Annotated in this window: 13 protein-coding genes; 7 read left to right on the forward strand and 6 right to left on the reverse strand. The window is 63.7% G+C overall.

Annotated features, from left to right (window positions below; translation table 11 throughout):
* The first annotated feature begins 149 nt into the window (after positions 1-149).
* A complete protein-coding gene (locus J7E36_RS06120) occupies positions 150-4,463 on the forward strand; it encodes an Lhr family helicase (RefSeq protein ID WP_215000946.1) in 4,314 nt (1,437 codons plus the stop codon).
* A 53-nt stretch (positions 4,464-4,516) separates the two neighbouring features.
* Here J7E36_RS06120 and J7E36_RS06125 read toward each other — a convergent pair whose 3' ends face one another.
* On the reverse strand, positions 4,517-6,601 hold the full coding sequence (locus J7E36_RS06125; protein WP_215000949.1) for a mechanosensitive ion channel family protein: 2,085 nt from the start codon (positions 6,599-6,601) through the stop codon (positions 4,517-4,519).
* Positions 6,602-6,857: 256 nt separating this feature from the next.
* Here J7E36_RS06125 and J7E36_RS06130 point away from each other — a divergent pair, with 256 nt between their 5' ends.
* The 4 genes from J7E36_RS06130 to J7E36_RS06145 are packed head-to-tail and all read left to right on the forward strand — an operon-like array spanning position 6,858 to position 10,885.
* Positions 6,858-7,784 carry a DUF72 domain-containing protein gene (locus tag J7E36_RS06130; protein ID WP_215000951.1) on the forward strand — a complete coding sequence of 309 codons (927 nt, stop codon included), beginning with the start codon at positions 6,858-6,860 and terminating at the stop codon, positions 7,782-7,784.
* Positions 7,781-8,599, forward strand: a complete 819-nt coding sequence (locus tag J7E36_RS06135) for an endonuclease/exonuclease/phosphatase family protein (protein WP_215000954.1) — start codon at positions 7,781-7,783, stop codon at positions 8,597-8,599. The genes J7E36_RS06130 and J7E36_RS06135 overlap by 4 nt, the downstream gene beginning before the upstream one ends.
* Entirely contained in the window at positions 8,596-9,894 is a 1,299-nt protein-coding gene (clsB, locus tag J7E36_RS06140; RefSeq protein WP_215000957.1) for a cardiolipin synthase ClsB, read from the forward strand. Before J7E36_RS06135 ends, clsB begins: the two co-directional genes overlap by 4 nt.
* Positions 9,881-10,885 (forward strand): lysylphosphatidylglycerol synthase domain-containing protein, encoded by a 1,005-nt coding sequence (locus J7E36_RS06145; RefSeq protein WP_215000960.1) that lies wholly within the window; start codon positions 9,881-9,883, stop codon positions 10,883-10,885. Before clsB ends, J7E36_RS06145 begins: the two co-directional genes overlap by 14 nt.
* 125 nt (positions 10,886-11,010) lie before the next feature.
* On the opposite strand, the gene J7E36_RS06150 is transcribed toward J7E36_RS06145, so the two are convergent.
* From J7E36_RS06150 to J7E36_RS06160, 3 genes are all read right to left on the reverse strand, one after another.
* The gene (locus J7E36_RS06150) at positions 11,011-11,769 is read right to left on the reverse strand and encodes an alpha/beta hydrolase family protein (protein WP_215000963.1); all 759 of its coding nucleotides are present in this window, start codon (positions 11,767-11,769) and stop codon (positions 11,011-11,013) included.
* Positions 11,759-12,868, reverse strand: a complete 1,110-nt coding sequence (locus tag J7E36_RS06155; RefSeq protein WP_215000966.1) for a DUF3182 family protein — start codon at positions 12,866-12,868, stop codon at positions 11,759-11,761. Before J7E36_RS06155 ends, J7E36_RS06150 begins: the two co-directional genes overlap by 11 nt.
* Before the next feature lie 237 nt (positions 12,869-13,105).
* Entirely contained in the window at positions 13,106-14,095 is a 990-nt protein-coding gene (locus tag J7E36_RS06160; protein WP_215000969.1) for a GlxA family transcriptional regulator, read from the reverse strand.
* A gap of 98 nt (positions 14,096-14,193) precedes the next feature.
* Between J7E36_RS06160 and J7E36_RS06165 the strand changes: the two genes are divergently transcribed.
* The gene (locus tag J7E36_RS06165) at positions 14,194-14,751 is read left to right on the forward strand and encodes a cysteine hydrolase family protein (RefSeq protein WP_215000972.1); all 558 of its coding nucleotides are present in this window, start codon (positions 14,194-14,196) and stop codon (positions 14,749-14,751) included.
* A 93-nt stretch (positions 14,752-14,844) separates the two neighbouring features.
* Here the strand turns inward: J7E36_RS06165 and J7E36_RS06170 are convergent, their stop codons facing one another.
* Entirely contained in the window at positions 14,845-15,360 is a 516-nt protein-coding gene (locus J7E36_RS06170; protein WP_024778338.1) for a single-stranded DNA-binding protein, read from the reverse strand.
* A 9-nt stretch (positions 15,361-15,369) separates the two neighbouring features.
* The gene (locus tag J7E36_RS06175; protein WP_215000975.1) at positions 15,370-16,767 is read right to left on the reverse strand and encodes an MFS transporter; all 1,398 of its coding nucleotides are present in this window, start codon (positions 16,765-16,767) and stop codon (positions 15,370-15,372) included.
* A 179-nt stretch (positions 16,768-16,946) separates the two neighbouring features.
* Between J7E36_RS06175 and uvrA the strand changes: the two genes are divergently transcribed.
* A complete protein-coding gene (uvrA, locus tag J7E36_RS06180; RefSeq protein WP_215000978.1) occupies positions 16,947-19,781 on the forward strand; it encodes an excinuclease ABC subunit UvrA in 2,835 nt (944 codons plus the stop codon).
* Positions 19,782-19,892: the final 111 nt, after the last annotated feature.

The following is a 19,892-nucleotide window of genomic DNA, read 5'->3' on the forward strand; positions in this document are numbered from 1 at the left end:
CGCTCCCACCGTGGGCGATTACGAACGCAGGATTTGTAGTCAAAATAAATCCAATGTGGGAGCGAGCCTGCTCGCGATGAGGCCTGCCAGACAACAGAGAAATCAGCCGACACTTGCATCTTCCCCCTCCCACCCGCATAACTGCCCCTATGAATCTGCCCCTCACAGCCGACCACGCCATGGCAGGCTTTCACCCCGCCGTCCGCGCCTGGTTCAGCCAGACTTTCCCGGCGGTCACGGCCGCCCAGGCCCAGGCGTGGCCGTTGATCGGCCAGCGCCGCTCGACCCTGGTGGCGGCGCCCACCGGCTCGGGCAAGACCCTGACAGCGTTTCTCGCCGTGCTCGATGACCTGGTGCACCGCGGCCTGGAACAGGGCGGCCTGCCGGACCAGACCCTGGTGGTCTACGTCTCGCCGCTCAAGGCCTTGAGCAACGACATCCAGATCAACCTGCAAAATCCCCTGGCCGGCATCACCGAACAGCTGCGGCAAATGAACCTGCCGCCCCTGCAGATCACCACCGCCGTGCGCACCGGCGACACGCCGCAGAAAGACCGCACGGCGATGCGCAAGACCGCGCCGCATATCCTGGTGACCACCCCCGAATCGCTCTACGTGCTGCTCGGTTCCGATTCCGGCCGGCAGATGCTCGGCAGCACCCGCACGGTGATTGTCGACGAAATCCACGCCATCGCCGCCAGCAAACGCGGCAGTCACCTGGCCTTGAGCCTGGAGCGCCTGCAAGCGCTGTGTGCCGAACCGGTGGTGCGCATCGGCCTGTCCGCCACGCAAAAGCCCATCGAGGCGGTGTCGCGTTTTCTCGTGGGCCACGGTCGCCCCTGTGAAATCGTCGACATCGGCCACGCCCGCCCCCGGGACCTGGACATCGAGGTGCCGCCAGTGCCGCTTTCGGCGGTGATGGCCAACGATGTCTGGGAACTGGTCTACAATCGCCTCGCCGACCTGGCCCGGGAACACCGCACCACCCTGGTATTCGTCAATACCCGACGCCTGGCCGAGCGCCTGAGCCGTCATCTGAGCGAGCGTTTGGGCAAGGGCGCCGTGGCGGCCCACCACGGCAGCCTGGCAAAGGAGTTTCGCCTCGACGCCGAACAACGCCTCAAGCGCGGTGAATTGCAGGTGCTGATCGCCACCGCGTCCCTGGAACTGGGCATCGACATTGGCGATGTCGACCTGGTGTGCCAGATCGCCTCGCCCCGTTCGATCTCGGCGTTCCTGCAACGGGTCGGGCGCTCCGGGCACCAGGTGGGTGGCACGCCCAAGGGGCGGTTGTTTGCCACCACCCGCGACGACTTGATCGAGTGCGCAGCCCTGCTCGACTGCGTGCGCCGGGGCGAACTGGATATCCTGCACATTCCCAAGGCGCCGCTGGACGTGCTGGCCCAGCAGATCGTCGCCGAGGTCAGCTGCCAGGAATGGCAGGAACAGGCGCTGCTGGACATGTTCCGCCGCGCCTCGCCCTATGCGGAACTCGACGACGGCCACTACCAGGCGTTGCTGCAGATGCTCGCCGAAGGCCTCAATGGCCGTCAGGGCATACGCAGCGCCTACCTGCACCGCGACGCCGTCACCCGCACCCTGCGCGGGCGCCGGGGCAGCAAACTGACCGCCGTGACCAGCGGCGGGACCATCCCGGACAACGCCGACTACAGCGTGCTGCTCGAACCCCAAGGCTTGAACATCGGCAGCGTCAACGAAGACTTCGCCGTGGAAAGCATTGCCGGCGACGTGTTCCAGTTGGGCAATACCTCGTACCGCATCATTCGCGTCGAGAGCGGCCGGGTGCGCGTCGAGGACGCCCAGGGCCAGCCGCCGACCATCCCGTTCTGGCTCGGCGAGGCCCCGGGGCGCAGCGCCGAACTGTCCCTGGCCGTGGCGCGCCTGCAAGCCCAGCTGGACCAGTTGCTCAGCGCCACGCCGGGCAACCTGCAACCGGCCCTCGACTGGCTCACCGACACGTTGAACCTGAACCTGGCCAGCGCCGAACAACTGCTGGATTACCTGGCCCCGGCACGCCTGGCGTTCGGGGCGCTGCCGTCCCAGGACACGCTGTTGATGGAGCGGTTCTTCGACGAATCCGGCGGCACGCAACTGATCATCCACACGCCCTTCGGCAGCCGCATCAACCGCGCCTGGGGCCTGGCCCTGCGCAAGCGCTTCTGCCGCACCTTCAACTTCGAGTTGCAGGCCGCCGCCAGCGAAGACGCCATCGTGCTGTCGCTGTCCACCAGCCACAGCTTCGAACTGGATGAAGTCTGGCGCTACCTCAACAGCCAGAGCGGCGAACAGCTTCTGATCCAGGCCGTGCTCGACGCGCCGTTGTTCGGCGTGCGCTGGCGCTGGAACGCCGGTGTGGCCCTGGCCTTGCCACGCTACACCGGTGGGCGAAAAGTCGCGCCGCAGATCCAGCGGATGAAAAGCGAAGACCTGATCGCCAGTGTGTTCCCCGACCAGATCGCCTGCCTGGAGAATCTTGCCGGCGAGCGGGAAATCCCCGATCACCCACTGGTGGAGCAGACCCTCGACGATTGTCTGCACGAAGCCATGGATTGTGATGGCTGGCTGGCGCTGTTGCGGCGCATGGAAGCTGGCGAAGTTCGCCTGATCAGCCGAGACCTGCCCGCGCCTTCGCCCCTGGCGGCCGAAATCCTCAGCGCCCGACCCTACACCTTCCTCGATGACGCGCCGCTGGAGGAACGCCGGACCCAGGCGGTGATCAACCGGCGCTGGAGCGATCCGCAATCCACCGATGACTTGGGTGCGCTGGATGCCGAGGCCATCCAGTCGGTGCGGGACGAAGCCTGGCCGACGCCGGCCAACCTCGATGAAATGCACGAAGCACTGATGAGCCTGGCCGGCATCGCCGACAGCGAAGCCAGCGCCCACCCGTCATGGCTGGACTGGTTGCAGACACTGGCGGAACGTGGCCGGGCCAGCCGCGTGCAGATCAGCGCCGAACGCGGCCTGTGGGTGGCGCTGGAGCGACTGACCTGCCTGCAAGCGATTTATCCACAGGCGCACTGGCAGCCGCCGTTGACGGCCCTGGCCGGGTTCGATGAAGCCTGGGACAGCGATGAGGCCGTGTTGGAACTGCTCCGCGCCCGGCTCAGCGCGTTTGGCCCGTTGCCCTTGAAGGCCATCGCCTACCCGCTGGGATTGACCACTGCGCAAGCCACCCAGGCCCTGGCGCATCTGGAGCAGCAAGGCTATGTGCTGCGCGGCCGGTTCACGCCGGGGACCGGCCAGGAGGAATGGTGCGAGCGGCATTTGCTCGCGCGTATCCATCGCTACACCGTCAAGCGCCTGCGCCGGGAAATCGAGCCGGTGATGCTGCAGGACTTCATGCGGTTCCTGTTCGACTGGCAGCACCTGTCGCCGTCGACCCAAGGTCGGGGCAGCGCGGTGCTGCCGTCGATCATCAGCCAGTTCGAAGGCTACCCGGCCGCTGCCTCGGCCTGGGACAGCGACCTGCTGCCCGGACGGATCAAGGATTATTCGCCGAGCTGGCTCGATGAGTTGTGTCGCAGCGGCAAACTGGTCTGGACGCGCCTGAGCGCGCGGCAGAAGCTCTCGGCCAGCGCCCTGCGCAGCACGCCAGTGGTGTTGTTGCCGCGCAATCAGGTTGCGCTGTGGAGCAATCTGGCCGAGCAGACACCGTTCAGCGAGCTGTCGCCCAAGACGCAAAAAGTCCATCAGGCCCTCCGCGACCACGGCGCCCTGTTTTTTGATGAGCTGCTGCACGAAGCCCACCTGCTGGGCGCCGAACTGGAAATTGCCTTGCAGGAACTGGTGGGCGCCGGTCTGGTGAACGCCGACAGTTTCGCCGGCTTGCGCGCGCTGATCACCCCCGCCAGCAAACGCCAGGCCCGCAGCAGTCGACGCGGGCGCGGGGCGTTTGTCGGCGGCATGGACGACGCCGGTCGCTGGGCGTTATTGCGCCGCAGCCAGCCCGCACCGACAGAAGGCAACCGCCCCGCGCCCACGCCGCCCGAGACCCTGGAACACATCGCCATGACCTTGCTGCGCCGTTACGGCGTGGTGTTCTGGCGCCTGCTGGAACGGGAGGCCGACTGGCTGCCGAGCTGGCGGGAGTTGCTGCGCACGTTCCATCGCCTGGAGGCACGCGGTGAAATTCGCGGCGGGCGCTTCGTCAGTGGGCTGGCGGGCGAACAGTTCGCCCTGCCCGAAGCCATCCCGCTGCTGCGCGAAGTGCGTCGCCGTCCTGGCGATGGCAGCGTGATTGCTGTGTGTGGTGTCGACCCGCTGAACCTCGCCGGCACCTTGCTGCCGGGGGCGAAAGTGCCGGCGCTGGCGAGTAATCGTCTGGTGTATCGGGATGGATTGCCGGCGGCTGCGCAGATTGCCGGTAAGTTGCATTTCTGGTTGGAATTGGATGTGCAGGCGACGGCTGAGGTGCGTAGCAAGCTCATCCAGAAAGGTTGAGGGTGTCTGGGCGGGCCTCATCGCGAGCAGGCTCGCTCCCACAGGGGGAACGATCAAGGTTGCTCGGGCAACCCGTCCCCTTCCTCGGGCGCTTCAACCAACCGCTTCGGCACCATCACCTGCTGTGGATAAGTCTGCGCAAAATGCACCGCCGGATTGTTATCCACAAGCTTCTTCAGCCGCTGGTTGAACGCCCGGCTCACCGCGTATTGCCCGCCGGACACCGTGCGGAACTGCGCAGTGAGGACCACGCCGTTGAGGTCCATCCGGTCCACGCCGAACACGTCCAGCGGCCCTTGCAGGTTGAACTTGAGGAACGGGTCCTCGGAGATCGAACGCCCGGCTTCGCGGATCAACTCGATGGCCTGGTCCACGTCGGTGTCGTAGGTGAACTGCACGGAGAAAAATGCAAAGGCGAATTGCCGGGATTGGTTGGTCACGGCCTTGATCTGGCCAAACGGCACCGAATGCACGAAACCCTTGCCATCGCGCAGGCGCAGGGTGCGGATGGTCAAGCCCTCGACGGTGCCGGCGTGGCCGGAGTCGAGCACCACCCAGTCGCCGATGGACAACGTGTCCTCGATGATGATGAACAATCCGGTGATGACGTCCTGCACCAGTTGCTGCGAACCGAAGCCGATCGCCAATCCCACCACCCCGGCACCGGCCAGCAACGGTGCGACGTTGATGCCCAGGTTGGCCATGGTGGTGATCGCGCAGATCACCACCAGGATGATTTTTGCCGCGTTGCGCAACAGCGGCAGGATGGTCTTGATCCGCGTGCTGGGCTGGCGTGCCCCACGCTTGTTCAGCGGCGGCTTCAAGGCCTCCTGGATGGCCGTGTCGAGCACCACCCACGTCAACCAGGTCACCAGGAAGATCAAGCCGATGCGGCTCAAGGAATCGCTGATCGCGCGCCCGACGGCGTTGCGCGAGGCGAATTCGAACAGCGAAATCCCCCAGATCCGCCCGAGGATTTCAATGAACGCCACTGCCATGACGATCCGCAACAACGCATGCACCAGGCTCAGCAGTCGGCCCTTGTAGGCGCTGTTGCGCTGGAGGGTCTCGACCTTGGGCGACTTGAAGACGTGCTGGAACACCGTGCTGAGAAACACCATCGCGATCAGCAGGATCGTAGTGAACAACGCGCAACGCAGGGCCTTCTGATTGTCCTCGCCGACGCCGATCAGACTCACCGCCGACACCAGCACCATCAGCAGGATCGGCCAATACCAGAGCCCGGAAAAAATCCGCAGGGATTCCTGCAAGGCCGGTTGCTTCAAGCGCTGGGCCAGCGGCCGGTTGCGGATCAGGTGCGCCACCGGCCGGCGCATGCGAATCACCAGCCAGCCAAAGATCACCGATGCGAACAAGCCGGTGAATACCGCGACGCTGCTGGTGATATTGCCGCCCAGCTGCCGGGCGATCTGCGGGCTGGTCAGGGCGTCGCTGAGGGCCGCGAGAAAGCCGATCATGAACAGCGGTCGAGGGCTGAAGCGCCGGATCATCGCCACCGCCCGACGTTTGTGACCGGCATTGAACATCACGATCACGCAGAGCAGCACCGAGGTGGAGAAGATGCCGCTGCTGGTGGCGTAGGCGAAACACAGCGCCAGGGCGCGCCCGACCGAAACCTGCAAGAAGTGGCTGACGTACAGGGTCAGCGGCAGGCAGACCAGCGCCGGCACAGTGTAAGGCAGCAGATAACCGAGCAAGTCGTGGAGCCGCTGACGGGTGCGCAGCCAGCGGCGCTGGCCGAGGCGTCGCACCAACAGCCGCGCGCCCGCCCAGATCAACGCAAAAGCGCCGATCCAGACACCCGACAACAACAGGAAGTCCCCGGCCACCCGCCAGGAGGAACGGGACGTCTGGTCCACCAGCCGATCCACTTCGTCCGCCGCCCGATCCGCCCGCAGGCGCCAGGCGTCCACCAGGCTCTGGTTGAGGTCGAGTTTGTCCTGGACATCGTCGATGCTCGAACTGATGGCGCCCAGCAGGCCGCCCTGTACCAGTGGCTCGGGCTCAGCGGGGGCTTCAGTGGCCGCCGGCGTGCCGGGCACGGCCGGCGCGCCAAGGGCGATGTTGCCGGTCAACGCCAGCAGGATCAGCAGGAATGCAGCGCTCAATCGAGACAAGACGCGGGGCTCCTTCATGGGGGGTCGGTAAGGAACTGATCAACAATGGGCCGGCAAGTTCGGTCAGCGCATCGTTCCCGCGTTCGGCTTTGGGGACGCAGAGCGGTCCCAGGCTGCATTCCCACGCAGAGCGTGGGAATGATTAGACAAAACCTTGCCCGCCTTCACCGCCCGGCACTCCGCCGAAACTTTCTGCCCCACCCGACAGTCATCACAAGACACAGGCGGTACGAGGTCATTGGCACGGGAGGGACACATGACGGCGATCCACATTGGTATTTCCGGTTGGCGCTACACGCCCTGGCGCGGGGATTTCTACCCGAAGGGGCTGACTCAGAAGCGTGAATTGCAATTCGCCTCGCGAGCGGTCAACAGCATCGAAATCAATGGATCGTTCTACGCCCTGCAACGTCCCGAACGGTATGCCCAGTGGTACGCCGAGACGCCGTCGGGCTTTGTGTTCAGCGTCAAGGCGCCGCGGTTCATCACCCACATCAAGCGCCTGCGTGACGTGCACAAGCCCATGGCGAATTTCTTCGCCTCCGGCATCCTGGAGCTCAAGGAAAAACTCGGCCCGATTCTCTGGCAGTTTCCACCGAGCTTCAAATTCGACCCGGAACTGTTCGAGGCCTTTCTCAAGCAATTGCCCCACGACACCGAAGGCGCCGCGGCTTTCGCCCGCGAACATGAGCCGCGCCTGGACGGTCACGCCAGCACCACGGCGGATAAAAAACGGCCGCTGCGCCACGCCGTCGAAATCCGTCATGAAAGCTTCATCGACCCGCTCTTCATCACCCTGCTCAAGCGCTATGACGTGGCCCTGGTGATCGCCGACACCGCCGGCAAATGGCCCTATCGCGAAGACGTCACCAGCGACTTTATCTACATCCGCCTGCACGGTGCCGAAGAGCTGTACGCCAGCGGCTACACCGATGCCGCGCTGAAACGCTGGGGTGACCGGATCGAAGCCTGGAGCCACGGCACGCAGCCGGACGACGCTCAGTTGATCGACCCGAAGAAGAAACCGCGGGCGCGCAAGAGCCGGCAAGTGTTCTGCTACTTCGACAACGACATCAAGGTCCGCGCGCCCTATGACGCGCGCCACTTGCTGGGCCGCTTCGACCTGACCCGGGACCTTGCCACCGCACCCGGTGTGCTTCCGGCCGAGGGGGTCTTGCCATGAGCGCTCCCGAGTCCACCGAAGCAACCCGCGAGCCGACTCAAAGCGCTGCCCCGGAGCAGGCGCCCACCAACCGCTTCACCGTGCTGACGGTCAACACCCATAAAGGCTTCACGGCATTGAACCGTCGCTTCATCCTGCCGGAACTGCGCGAAGCCGTGCGCAGCGTGTCCGCCGATGTGGTGTTTTTGCAGGAAGTCCACGGCACCCACGAACACCACCCCCAGCGTTTTGCCAACTGGCCGAGCATGCCCCAATACGAATTCCTCGCCGACAGCCTCTGGCCGCAGTTCGCCTACGGGCGCAACGCGGTGTACCCGGCGGGCGACCACGGCAATGCGTTGCTGTCGAAATTCCAGATCGTGCGCCACGAAAACCTGGACGTGTCCATCAGCGGCCACGAAAGCCGCGGCATGCTTCACAGCGTGCTGCGCCTGCCGGGCGACAGCGACGAAGGACCGCACATCCACGCGATTTGCGTACACCTCGGGCTGCGCGAAAGCCATCGGATCGAGCAGCTGAAACTGCTTTGCCAAAGGTTAAGCGAGTTGCCGCCCGAGGCGCCGGTGATCGTCGCAGGCGATTTCAACGACTGGCGCGGCAAGGCCAGCGAACTGCTCCAACCTTGCGGCCTGCGCGAGGTGTTCGCCGAACAATGGGGCAAGCCGGCGCGCAGCTTTCCGGCACGCCTGCCCCTGCTGCGCCTGGACCGCATCTACGTGCGCAACCTCAAGGCCCGTCACGCCCAGGTGCTGAACGTCCGCCCCTGGTCGCACCTTTCCGACCACGCACCGCTGTCGGTGGAGATCGAACTATGAGCGCGACCATGAACAAGGCGACAGTCGAACAAGTCGATGCGCCGCCCACTGAGCGCAACCCGGCGCGGGTGGACGTTGAATACGCCTGGCACGGCAACAACCGCGTCACCCTGCTGGAGAACGGCGAGGAGTATTTCCCGCGGGTGTTCGAGGCCATCCGCCGGGCCGAGCAGGAAGTGCTTATCGAGACCTTCATCCTGTTCGAGGACAAGGTCGGCAACGAACTGCGCGACCTGCTGGTGGACGCCGCCCAGCGAGGTGTGCGCGTTACCCTGAGCCTGGACGGCTTCGGCTGTGGCGAGCTGACGCCGGATTTCCTCGCGTCGTTAAGCGATGCCGGCGTGCGCCTGCAAATGTTCGACCCCGCGCCCCTTCACCTCGGGATCCGCACCAACTGGTTCCGGCGCCTGCACCGCAAGGTGGTGGTGGTCGATGGCGTGATCGCATTCATTGGCGGGATCAATTTTTCCGCCGACCATCTGGGCGATTTCGGCCCCGAGGCCAAGCAGGATTACTCGGTGGAAATCAAAGGCCCGGCGGTGGTCGATATCCATCACTTCGCCCTGATGCAGAGTGGCCGGCCGGGTCGGGCGAAATACTGGTGGCAACGGCGCCGCAGCCGCCGCAACGAATTGGCCTTCACTGATCACGATGGCCAGGTGCGCCTGGTCTATCGCGATAACCACGATCACCAGACCGACATCGAAGAGGTCTACCTGCAAGTGCTGCGCAGCGCCCAGCGTCGCGTGGTGATCGCCAACGCCTATTTCTTCCCCGGCTTTCGGTTGCTGCGCGAAATGCGCAACGCGGCGCGTCGGGGGGTGGAAGTGCGGCTGATCCTGCAAGGGCAACCGGACATGATGATCGCCAAGCTCGCGGCGCGAATGCTCTATGGCTACCTGCTCAAGGCCGGTGTGGTGATCTACGAATATTGCGAGCGGCCGCTGCACGGCAAGGTCGCCCTGGTGGATGAGGACTGGAGCACCGTCGGTTCGAGCAACCTGGACCCGCTGAGCCTGTCCTTGAACCTGGAAGCCAACGTGCTGATCCGCGACCGCGCGTTCAACCGTGAATTGTACGAGCGCCTCGAGTACCTGAGCCGCAACCATTGCACCGTCATGCGCGAAAACCAAGCCAAGCGCGGCCTGATCTGGCGCATGACCATCGGTTTCATGGTGTTCCACTTCTTGCGCCACTTTCCGGCCTGGGCCGGTTGGTTGCCGGCCCATAAACCGCGTCTGAAACCTTTTGCGCCGCCGACGGCGGTTCGGAGCGAACCCCATGAACCACTCTGAGGCGCACACCGCGCCAAGCGATGCCCAGGCCCGGAACGAGAGCCAGCCCAAGTCGCGCTGGGGCCGCTGGAAACGCCCGCTGACGGTGGTGTTCTTCCTGCTGCTGATCGTGTTGTTCACCACCCTGGCCCGGCGCATCGACTGGTCCGAAGTGTTCGACACCCTGGCCGATTTCAAGGTGCGGACCTTGATCATCGCCGGCGCGTTGACCGTTGCCAGCTTCATCACCTACGCCTGCTTCGATCTGATCGGCCGTACCTATATCCGCCAGAAACTCGGCTGGCGGCAGATCCTGCCAGTGGGGGTGATCAGCTATGCCTTCAACCTCAACCTCAGTGCCTGGGTCGGCGGTATCGCCATGCGTTATCGACTGTATTCGCGGCTGGGGGTCAGCACGGGCAACATCGCCAAGATTCTCGGGCTGAGCCTGGCCACCAACTGGTTCGGCTACATGACCCTGGCGGGCGTGGTGTTCAGCAGCGGCCTGGTGACGATGCCACCGGGCTGGAAACTCAGCAGCGGAGCGTTGCAGGGCGTGGGCGTGCTGTTGCTGCTGGCGAGCGCGGGTTACCTCGTGGCCTGCCGCTTCTCCAAGCGCCGGGCCTGGACGATTCGCGGCATGGAAATCAACCTGCCGTCGCTGCGCATGGCCGTGCTGCAACTGGCGCTGGGGGCGCTGAACTGGTCGTTGATGGCGGCGGTGATCTTCACCTTGCTGCCCGGCAAACTGGACTACCCGGTAGTGCTCGGGGTGTTGCTGATCAGCAGCATTGCCGGGGTCATCACCCACATCCCGGCGGGGCTCGGGGTGCTGGAGGCGGTGTTTATCGCGTTGCTGCAACATGAGGTATCGCGAGGCAGCCTGCTGGCGGGGCTGATCGCCTATCGGGCGATCTACTTCATCCTGCCGTTGTTGATCACAGTGGTGATGTACCTGGTGATCGAGGCGAAGGCCAAGGCGTTGCGGGTGAAGCCGGGGCTCAAGTCATAAATCTGAATAATGGATTGCCTCGCCGGGCCTCATCGCGAGCAGGCTCGCTCCCACATTGGATCTGCTGTGGCCTATCCCTGTGGGAGCGAGCCTGCTCGCGATAGGGCTCTCATTGTCGCTACAAATCACCGTTCCTGAATAATGCTCAACCGCTCTCCGACCACCATTTCCGTGATCCAGTCCACCAGGATCGAGGTGTAGGCCTGCTGTGACACGGGGTCGCTCAAGGCGTGGTCGGCGCCGTCGATGATTCGATGAGTCAACGAATGCGTCTGCTGACACGCCGCCCGGTAGCTCATGATGGTGGCGTGGGGTACATGGTCGTCGCTCTCGGATTCCACCAGCAACACATCGCCGGTGAACTGCGAACACGCGTGCAAGGCCCGATTGGTGCCGGCATGCACCAGAGTGCTGCGGTAATCCAGCAGGTCGCTCTTGTCCAGGTCACGCTTGGGGGTGTGCCATTGCTCGTCGCGGTACAGCGCTGGCACCCGCAAGGCCAGCCAGCGCACCGGGCGCAACGAGGTCAGGATCGAGGCCAGGTAGCCGCCATAGCTGGTGCCCACCACGGCAATCGCCGAGGTGTCCAGGGCCGGGTGCGCCAGCAGCCGGTCGTAGGCCGCCAGCAAATCCCGCAGGTTATCGTCACGGGTGACCCGGGCCAGGGGAATGCCCGCCCCGCCGGTATGACCGCGCAAGTCAAAGGTCAGGCACACGCAACCCAGCCCGGCAATGCCCTTGGCCCGCTCCAGGTCGCGCTCCTGGCTGCCGCCCCAACCGTGCACGAACAGCACGCCGGGGACCTTCGACTTGGGGCTCAGGAACGTCCCGTCCATCCGCTCATCGTCGATCTCGATCTGAATGGTTTCGCTTCTAGCCGTCATAGGATTGAACCGTTACGTATTTGAGAAGGAAGTCGCCATTGTCCGCCGCGCCGCGATACACCTCTTTGGCTCCCTGGGGCAGCGGCTGGTCGATGTAGGTTTCCACCGAGGACACCTGCACCACGCTGGTCGCGGGGTCCAGGACAAACACCTCCAGCGCCGCCAGTTCGGCGCTGCTCGCCCCGCCCATGCGCCATGACTGTTCCAGCACACCGCCACGGGCCTGGCCGGCGTGATCGAGGCCTTGGGCAATGTCGTAATTGCGCCGGGAGGCATAAAAACCCGGATAGGCCTGGTTGGCCGCAGCATCGAACACCTGCGCCAAGCGCACCGCCTCACGCACGTCGTCGGGCAGTTCAAGCCTGAGCAGTTCGATATAGCCGCCCTGCACCACCAGCAAGTCCGAGCCGCCGTACAACTCCAGCCCTTTGCTGTCCTGGGTCAGGTGTTGCACACCGCAATAACTCAGGACCTTGCCGTTGATGAAGCTCTGGCCGACGCTCTGGGTCTTGACCTCGTTGAGGTTCTGCTCCAGCACCACGCCGTCGCGAAACAGTGCCTGGGCCTCGGGCCCGGCGGCCATTTCATCGAACTGCGCCAGGCTCTTGATGACCCGTTGGTCGCGTCCGGCACAGGCGTGGATAGGCTTGAGACGAATCGGCCCGGTGTACAGCAGATGCTCGGCAGCCGAGCGTGCATCCCTGAGGGAAAACACCGTCACGCCGTCCAGCACCGCACCACGGGTCAACTTGGCGAACAGCGGTGACCAGCCCTCCGGCGCCACTGCGTCCTTGTTCAACAGACCGTGGGTGATCGCCTTGGTGCAAATGAAATCATGCTCGACGAAACCGCCCCACAGATCTTCCGGCCCATTGACGCCCAAGCGTTGCGCGCTTGCGGTGCCGATCAGGGTTTGGGTGGGCAACAGGTACAGATTCTGCCCGGCAGGTTGCTGCAGGTCATGAGGGCCGCCGTATTCCAGGCCGAGGATCTGCGCCAGCCAGCGGGCCAGCGCTCGGTTGGTTTCCACTTCGTGAAGCGGCGCGTGAGGATTGACCGAAAGGGCCATTACCGTTTTGTTGCGATTGGCTGACGTCATGCGTTGCCCTTTTTTACCTGCGCTCGATGGCTGTGGGTAACAAGGTGCAGAGATCAGGCCAACGGTGTGGCGAGAGCGTTGGCGGCGAGGAAAACCGGTGTGGTGCGCCAAAATGATTGGCACCTGGCCTGTTTCATTCTGCACGACGTACGGCAGCGATCCCGCGAATTGCACGATACGTTGGATCAGGCGCCCAACCCTGTGGCGAAGGAGCAAGCTCCTTCGCCACAGGTCCGGTTATTTCGCAGCGCCCGGCCCCACCCCGAACCGCGCCCGATAATCACTCGGCGCCAAACCGGTGATTTTCCTGAAGGTCGCCCGAAAGGCACTCGGGTCCTGGTAACCGACGCTCCAGGCAATGTGATCAATGGTGCCATTGGTGAACTCGAGCATTTCCCTGGCTTTGCCCACCCGCAGGTGCTGGCAGTATTCGGTCGGTTTAAGACCGGTGGCGCTGCGAAACCGGCGCAGGAAGGTGCGCTCTTCCAGGCCGGCCTGTTCAGCCATCGCCGCCAGGGAGACGTCCACCGCGCCACTGCCTTGCAACCAATGTTGGACCTTGAGAATCGCCGCATCGCCATGCCCGAGAATGGGCGCGAAATTGCTGCCGCACTCGCTCGCGCTGTCGCTGTGCTCGATCACCAGGAATTGCGCCGTGCGCGTCGCGATGCTCGGGCCCAACAGACGGTTCACCAGCCGCAGGCCCAATTCCGACCAAGCCATCAGCCCGGCAGAAGTGATCAGGTCGCCGTCGTCGACGATGGGTTTGTCGGCGTCGAGTTTAATCTTCGGGTAACGCTCGGCAAAGGTCTTGGCCGACGTCCAGTGAGTGGTAGCGCTGCGCCCATCGAGCAAACCGCTTTCCGCCAGCAGGATCGAGCCCACGCACACCCCGCCCAGCACCGTGCCGCCGGCATGTTGCGCGCGCAGCCAATCCATCAGCGCCGGGCAGACCAGCCCTTCGCTGAAACCGGCAATGGACGGCGGAATCAGCAACGCAACCAGTTTGCCCGCCGGGCCGGGCTCACTGTCGAACACCCGCTGCGGTAACTCGCCGGTCTCCGCCCGCCAATGACTCACCCGTAGTCGTGGCAACTGCGCACCGGCTTGCTCGGCCGCGATCCGCTGCGCCACGGCAAACAGATCGGTCAAACCGTGCACCGCCGCCAGCTGTGCGCCGGGGTAAACCAATATCCCCAGCTCGGCGACTGCCCTTTGCTGCGCCATTGTCAGTTTTCCCTCGCTTATTGTCGTTGCGGCCAATCCTCGAATCGATGGCAGAAGCCAATACTGGCTCCACACCCAAACTGATCAAGGAAACCCTCATGTCCAAGCAAGCGCTCATCGTAGTCGATATCCAGAACGACTACTTCCCCCAAGGGAAATGGCCATTGGTCGGCGCCGACGCCGCCGCCGACAACGCCGCACGGTTGATCGAAGCCTTTCGCCAGGCCGGCAACCAGGTGGTGCACATTCGCCACGAATTCACCTCCGACGAAGCGCCGTTCTTCACCCCAGGCTCCGAAGGCGCGCAGTTGCACCCCAAGGTCCTCAATCGCGCCGACGAACCGGTGGTGCTCAAGCACTTCGTCAACTCATTTCGTGACACAGAATTGCAATCCATCCTTGAGCACCACGGCATCGAGCAGTTGGTCATCGTCGGCAACATGAGCCATATGTGCGTCGACGGCATTACCCGTGCGGCGGCGGACCTGGGCTATGGCGTCACCGTGATCCACGATGCCTGCGCGACGCGCGACCTGGAGTTCAACGGGGTGGTCGTTCCTGCGGCTCACGTGCATGCGGCATTCATGGCGGCGCTGGGCTTTGCTTATGCGGGGATGGTGAGCACGGAGCAGTTTCTGGGGCAGGCGCAGCTTTAAGCTGCAAGTAAAAAAAAACCGCGCCTGGAATCCATCCAGGCGCGGTTTTTATTTTTTCAGCTTGAAGCTCAGGGCTTGAAGCTTCCCGCTGCTTTAGAACGGAATATCGTCGTCGAAGCTGTCGAAATCCGGAGCCGGTTGCGGCGCGGCCTGCTGTGGGGCCGGACGCTCGCGCTGTGGCTGAGGGGCCGATTGCGGACGTGGTGCCTGCTGACGCGGGGCCGATTGCTGGTAGTTGTTGCCACCTTGCTGCTGGTCACCCTGTGGACGACCGCCCAGCAGTTGCATGGTGCCTTGCATGTCGACCACGATTTCGGTGGTGTAGCGCTTGATGCCGTCTTTTTCCCACTCGCGGGTCTGCAGCTTGCCTTCGATGTACACCTGCGAACCCTTGCGCAGGTATTCGCCGGCGATCTCCGCCACTTTGCCGAACATCGACACGCGGTGCCATTCGGTCTTCTCGACCTTCTGGCCGGTCTGCTTGTCGGTCCACTGTTCGCTGGTCGCCAGACTCAGGTTGGTCACGGCGTTGCCGTTCGGCAGGTAGCGAACTTCGGGATCCTGGCCGCAAGTGCCGACCAATATGACTTTGTTAACCCCACGGGCCATAACGTTCTCCTAGGCTTCGCACGGAGTCGGGGCCGGGTTGTTCACCAGGCGCTCGAGCGTCGCACGATCCAATAATTCGGTGTCCAGTTTGATATAAACGGCCGCTTCGTCGGCGACCACCACTGCATCGGTTACTCCAACGACGGCCTTGAGGCGCTCGGTCAGGCCTGCTTCGCGGATGGCTTCGGGCGACAACGGCAAGCGCAGGCTCGTCACATACGGAGGTTCGCGCATGGTAACAGCAAAGACCAGCCAAAGTGCAGCCAGCGCGGCGCATCCCAGGAACACAACCGACAAACCGCCATGCTGGAACAGCCAACCGCCGAGAATCCCGCCCAACGCCGAACCGAGGAACTGGCTGGTGGAGTAAACCCCCATTGCCGTGCCCTTGCCGCCGGCCGGTGAAACCTTGCTGATCAGCGACGGCAGCGAGGCTTCCAGCAGATTGAACGCGGTAAAGAACACCACCGTACCGATCACCAGGGCCCGCAAGCTATCGCCGAACTGCCAGAAGAATAGCTCAGTGAGCATCAGCGTCAGGACGGCGCCGAGTAAAACTCGTTTCATTTTGCGTCGCTTCTCGCCATAGATGATGAACGGGATCATCGCGAAAAACGAAATCAGCAGCGCAGTCAGGTACACCCACCAGTGCTGCTCCTTGGGCAGGCCGGCCTTCTCGACCAGCGCCAGTGGCAAAGCCACGAAACTGGACATCAGCATGGCATGCAGCACGAAAATGCCGAGGTCCAGGCGCAGCAGGTCCGGGTGCTTGAGCGTCGGGATCAGCGCCTGGCGCGCCACCCCGGATTCACGGTGCTGCAACGGCCCGGTGGCACGCGGCACCATGAACGCCACGATCAGGATACCGACCAGCGCCATGCCGCCGGTCGCCAGGAACAGGCCCGACAAGCCGAACGCACGGGTCAACAGCGGGCCTACGACCATGGCGACGGCGAACGACAGGCCGATCGTCATGCCGATCATGGCCATGGCCTTGGTCCGGTGCTGCTCGCGGGTCAGATCCGACAGCAGCGCCATGACGGCCGCGGAAATGGCCCCGGCGCCTTGCAGGACCCGTCCGGCAATCACGCCCCAGATCGAATCGGCGTTGGCCGCCAGTACGCTGCCGAGAGCGAAGACGATCAACCCCAGGTAGATGACCGGACGCCGGCCGATACGATCGGAAATGATCCCGAACGGGATCTGGAAAATCGCCTGGGTCAGGCCATAGGCGCCAATTGCCAATCCGATGAGGGCCGGGGTGGCGCCCGCCAGGTCCATGCCATAGGTCGCCAGCACCGGCAACACCATGAACATGCCCAGCATGCGGAAGGCGAACACCAGGGCAAGGCCGCCTGCTGCGCGGGTCTCGCCGCTACTCATGCGTTCGCTGTGGGGATCGTGCATGGAAAAACCTCATGTGAACCGGCGGCGATTCTACCAGTCCCATCGATTGAGGGGGTATATGGCGACGGTTTGCCGCGCAGTCTTCATGTATAGCTGCAAACGCACTTTCAATAGTGTGCATCCATCCAGTGTTTGCCCGTATACTCCTACGTTTTCGACGCCCGCCGAGCGAGGCCACTTTGGACAAGATCCTGATTCGTGGGGCCCGTACCCACAACCTGAAGAACATCGACCTGACCCTGCCACGGGACAAGCTGATCGTCATCACCGGCCTGTCCGGATCCGGCAAGTCATCGCTGGCTTTCGACACCCTGTACGCAGAAGGCCAGCGACGCTATGTCGAATCGCTGTCGGCCTATGCCCGGCAGTTCCTGTCGATGATGGAAAAACCCGACGTCGACACCATCGAAGGGCTGTCGCCGGCGATTTCCATCGAACAGAAATCGACCTCCCATAACCCGCGGTCGACCGTCGGTACCATCACCGAGATCTACGACTACCTGCGCCTGCTGTATGCGCGAGTCGGTATTCCCCGCTGCCCCGACCACGACATTCCCCTGGAAGCCCAGACCGTCAGCCAGATGGTCGACCTGGTGCTGGCCCAGCCCGAAGGCAGCAAGCTGATGCTGCTGGCCCCGGTGGTGCGCGAGCGCAAGGGCGAACACCTGCTGGTCTTCGAAGAACTGCGCGCCCAGGGTTTCGTGCGGGCCCGGGTCAACGGCAAGCTCTGCGAGCTGGACGAACTGCCGAAGCTGGATAAACAGAAGAAGCACTCGATCGATGTGGTGGTCGACCGTTTCAAGGTTCGCGCCGACCTGCAGCAGCGGCTGGCCGAGTCCTTCGAGACCGCCCTGAAGCTGGCCGACGGCATTGCCCTGGTGGCGCCAATGGACGACGAGCCCGGCGAAGAAATCATTTTCTCCGCGCGCTTCGCCTGTCCGATTTGCGGCCACGCCATCAGCGAGCTGGAACCCAAGCTGTTCTCCTTCAACAACCCCGCCGGCGCCTGCCCGACCTGCGATGGCCTGGGGGTCAAGCAGTTCTTCGACACCAAGCGCCTGGTCAATGGCGAGCTGACCCTGGCCGAAGGTGCGATTCGCGGCTGGGACAGGCGCAACGTCTATTACTTCCAGATGCTCGGGTCGCTGGCGAGCCATTACAAGTTCAGCCTGGACAAGCCGTTCAACGAACTGCCCGCCGAGCAGCAGAAATCCATCCTCCACGGCAGCGGCTCGCAAAGCGTCGACTTCAAGTACCTCAACGACCGTGGCGATATCGTCAAGCGCTCCCACCCGTTCGAGGGCATCGTGCCGAACCTGGAGCGGCGCTACCGCGAGACCGAATCGGCCAGCGTGCGCGAAGAACTGGCCAAGTTCCTCAGCACCCAACCTTGCCCCGATTGCCGTGGCACCCGCTTGCGGCGCGAGGCGCGGCATGTGTGGGTCGGTGAAAAGACCCTGCCGGCAGTGACCAACCTGCCGATCGGCGATGCCACCGAGTACTTCGCCGGCCTGAAGCTCACCGGCCGCCGCGGTGAAATCGCCGACAAGATCCTCAAGGAAATCAGTGAACGCCTGCAATTCCTGGTGAACGTGGGGCTGGACTACCTGACCCTTGATCGCAGCGCGGACACCCTGTCCGGCGGCGAAGCCCAGCGTATCCGCCTGGCGAGCCAGATCGGCGCCGGCCTGGTCGGGGTGATGTACATCCTCGACGAGCCGTCCATTGGCCTGCACCAACGCGACAACGATCGGCTGCTCGGCACCCTCAAGCACCTGCGGGACATCGGCAACACGGTGATCGTGGTCGAACACGACGAAGACGCGATCCGCCTGGCCGACTACGTCGTGGACATCGGTCCAGGGGCGGGCGTGCATGGCGGGCATATCGTGGCCCAGGGCACCGCCGCCGAAGTCATGGCCCATCCTGACTCCCTGACCGGCAAGTACCTGTCGGGCCGGGTGAAGATCAAGGTCCCGGCCAAGCGAACGCCGCGTAACAAGAAGCTGTCGTTGACCCTCAAGGGCGCTCGCGGCAACAACTTGCGCAACGTCGATCTGGAAATCCCGATTGGCTTGCTGACCTGCGTTACCGGTGTGTCCGGCTCCGGCAAATCGACGCTGATCAACAACACCCTGTTCCCCCTCAGTGCCACGGCCCTGAACGGTGCCACCACCCTGGAAGCTGCCGCCCACGACAGCATCAAGGGCCTGGAACACCTGGACAAGGTCGTCGACATCGACCAGAGCCCGATCGGCCGTACGCCGCGCTCCAACCCGGCAACCTACACCGGGTTGTTCACGCCGATCCGCGAACTGTTCGCCGGCGTGCCGGAGTCGCGCTCCCGGGGCTATGGTCCGGGGCGGTTCTCGTTCAACGTCAAGGGTGGGCGCTGCGAAGCTTGCCAGGGCGATGGCCTGATCAAGGTGGAAATGCACTTCCTGCCGGACATCTACGTGCCGTGCGACGTGTGCAAGAGCAAGCGCTACAATCGCGAAACCCTGGAGATCAAGTACAAGGGCAAGAACATCCACGAAACCCTTGAAATGACCATTGAAGAGGCGCGGGTGTTCTTCGATGCAGTGCCGGCATTGGCGCGCAAGCTCCAGACGCTGATGGACGTGGGCCTGTCGTACATCAAGCTGGGGCAGTCGGCGACGACCTTGTCCGGCGGTGAAGCCCAGCGGGTCAAGCTGTCCCGCGAGCTGTCCAAGCGCGACACCGGCAAGACCCTGTATATCCTCGATGAGCCGACCACAGGCCTGCACTTCGCCGATATCCAGCAACTGCTCGACGTGCTGCATCGACTTCGCGACCACGGCAACACCGTGGTGGTGATCGAACATAACCTGGACGTGATCAAGACTGCCGACTGGCTGGTGGACCTGGGGCCTGAGGGTGGCTCCAAGGGCGGCCAGATCATTGCCGTGGGTACGCCTGAACAAGTGGCCGAGATGAAGCAGTCCTACACTGGCTACTACCTCAAGCCATTGTTGGAGCGTGATCGGGACTGATCATTTCCCAGGCAAGAAAAAGCCCCTGTCATCTCATCGATGGCAGGGGCCTCGTTCCCACGCTCCGCGTGGGAATGCATCTGGGGACGCTCTGCGTTCCATTCTCCGCGT

The sequence above is a fragment of the Pseudomonas fluorescens genome, from assembly GCF_018614775.1.
GTDB classification, from domain to species: Bacteria; Pseudomonadota; Gammaproteobacteria; order Pseudomonadales; family Pseudomonadaceae; genus Aquipseudomonas; species Aquipseudomonas fluorescens_BY.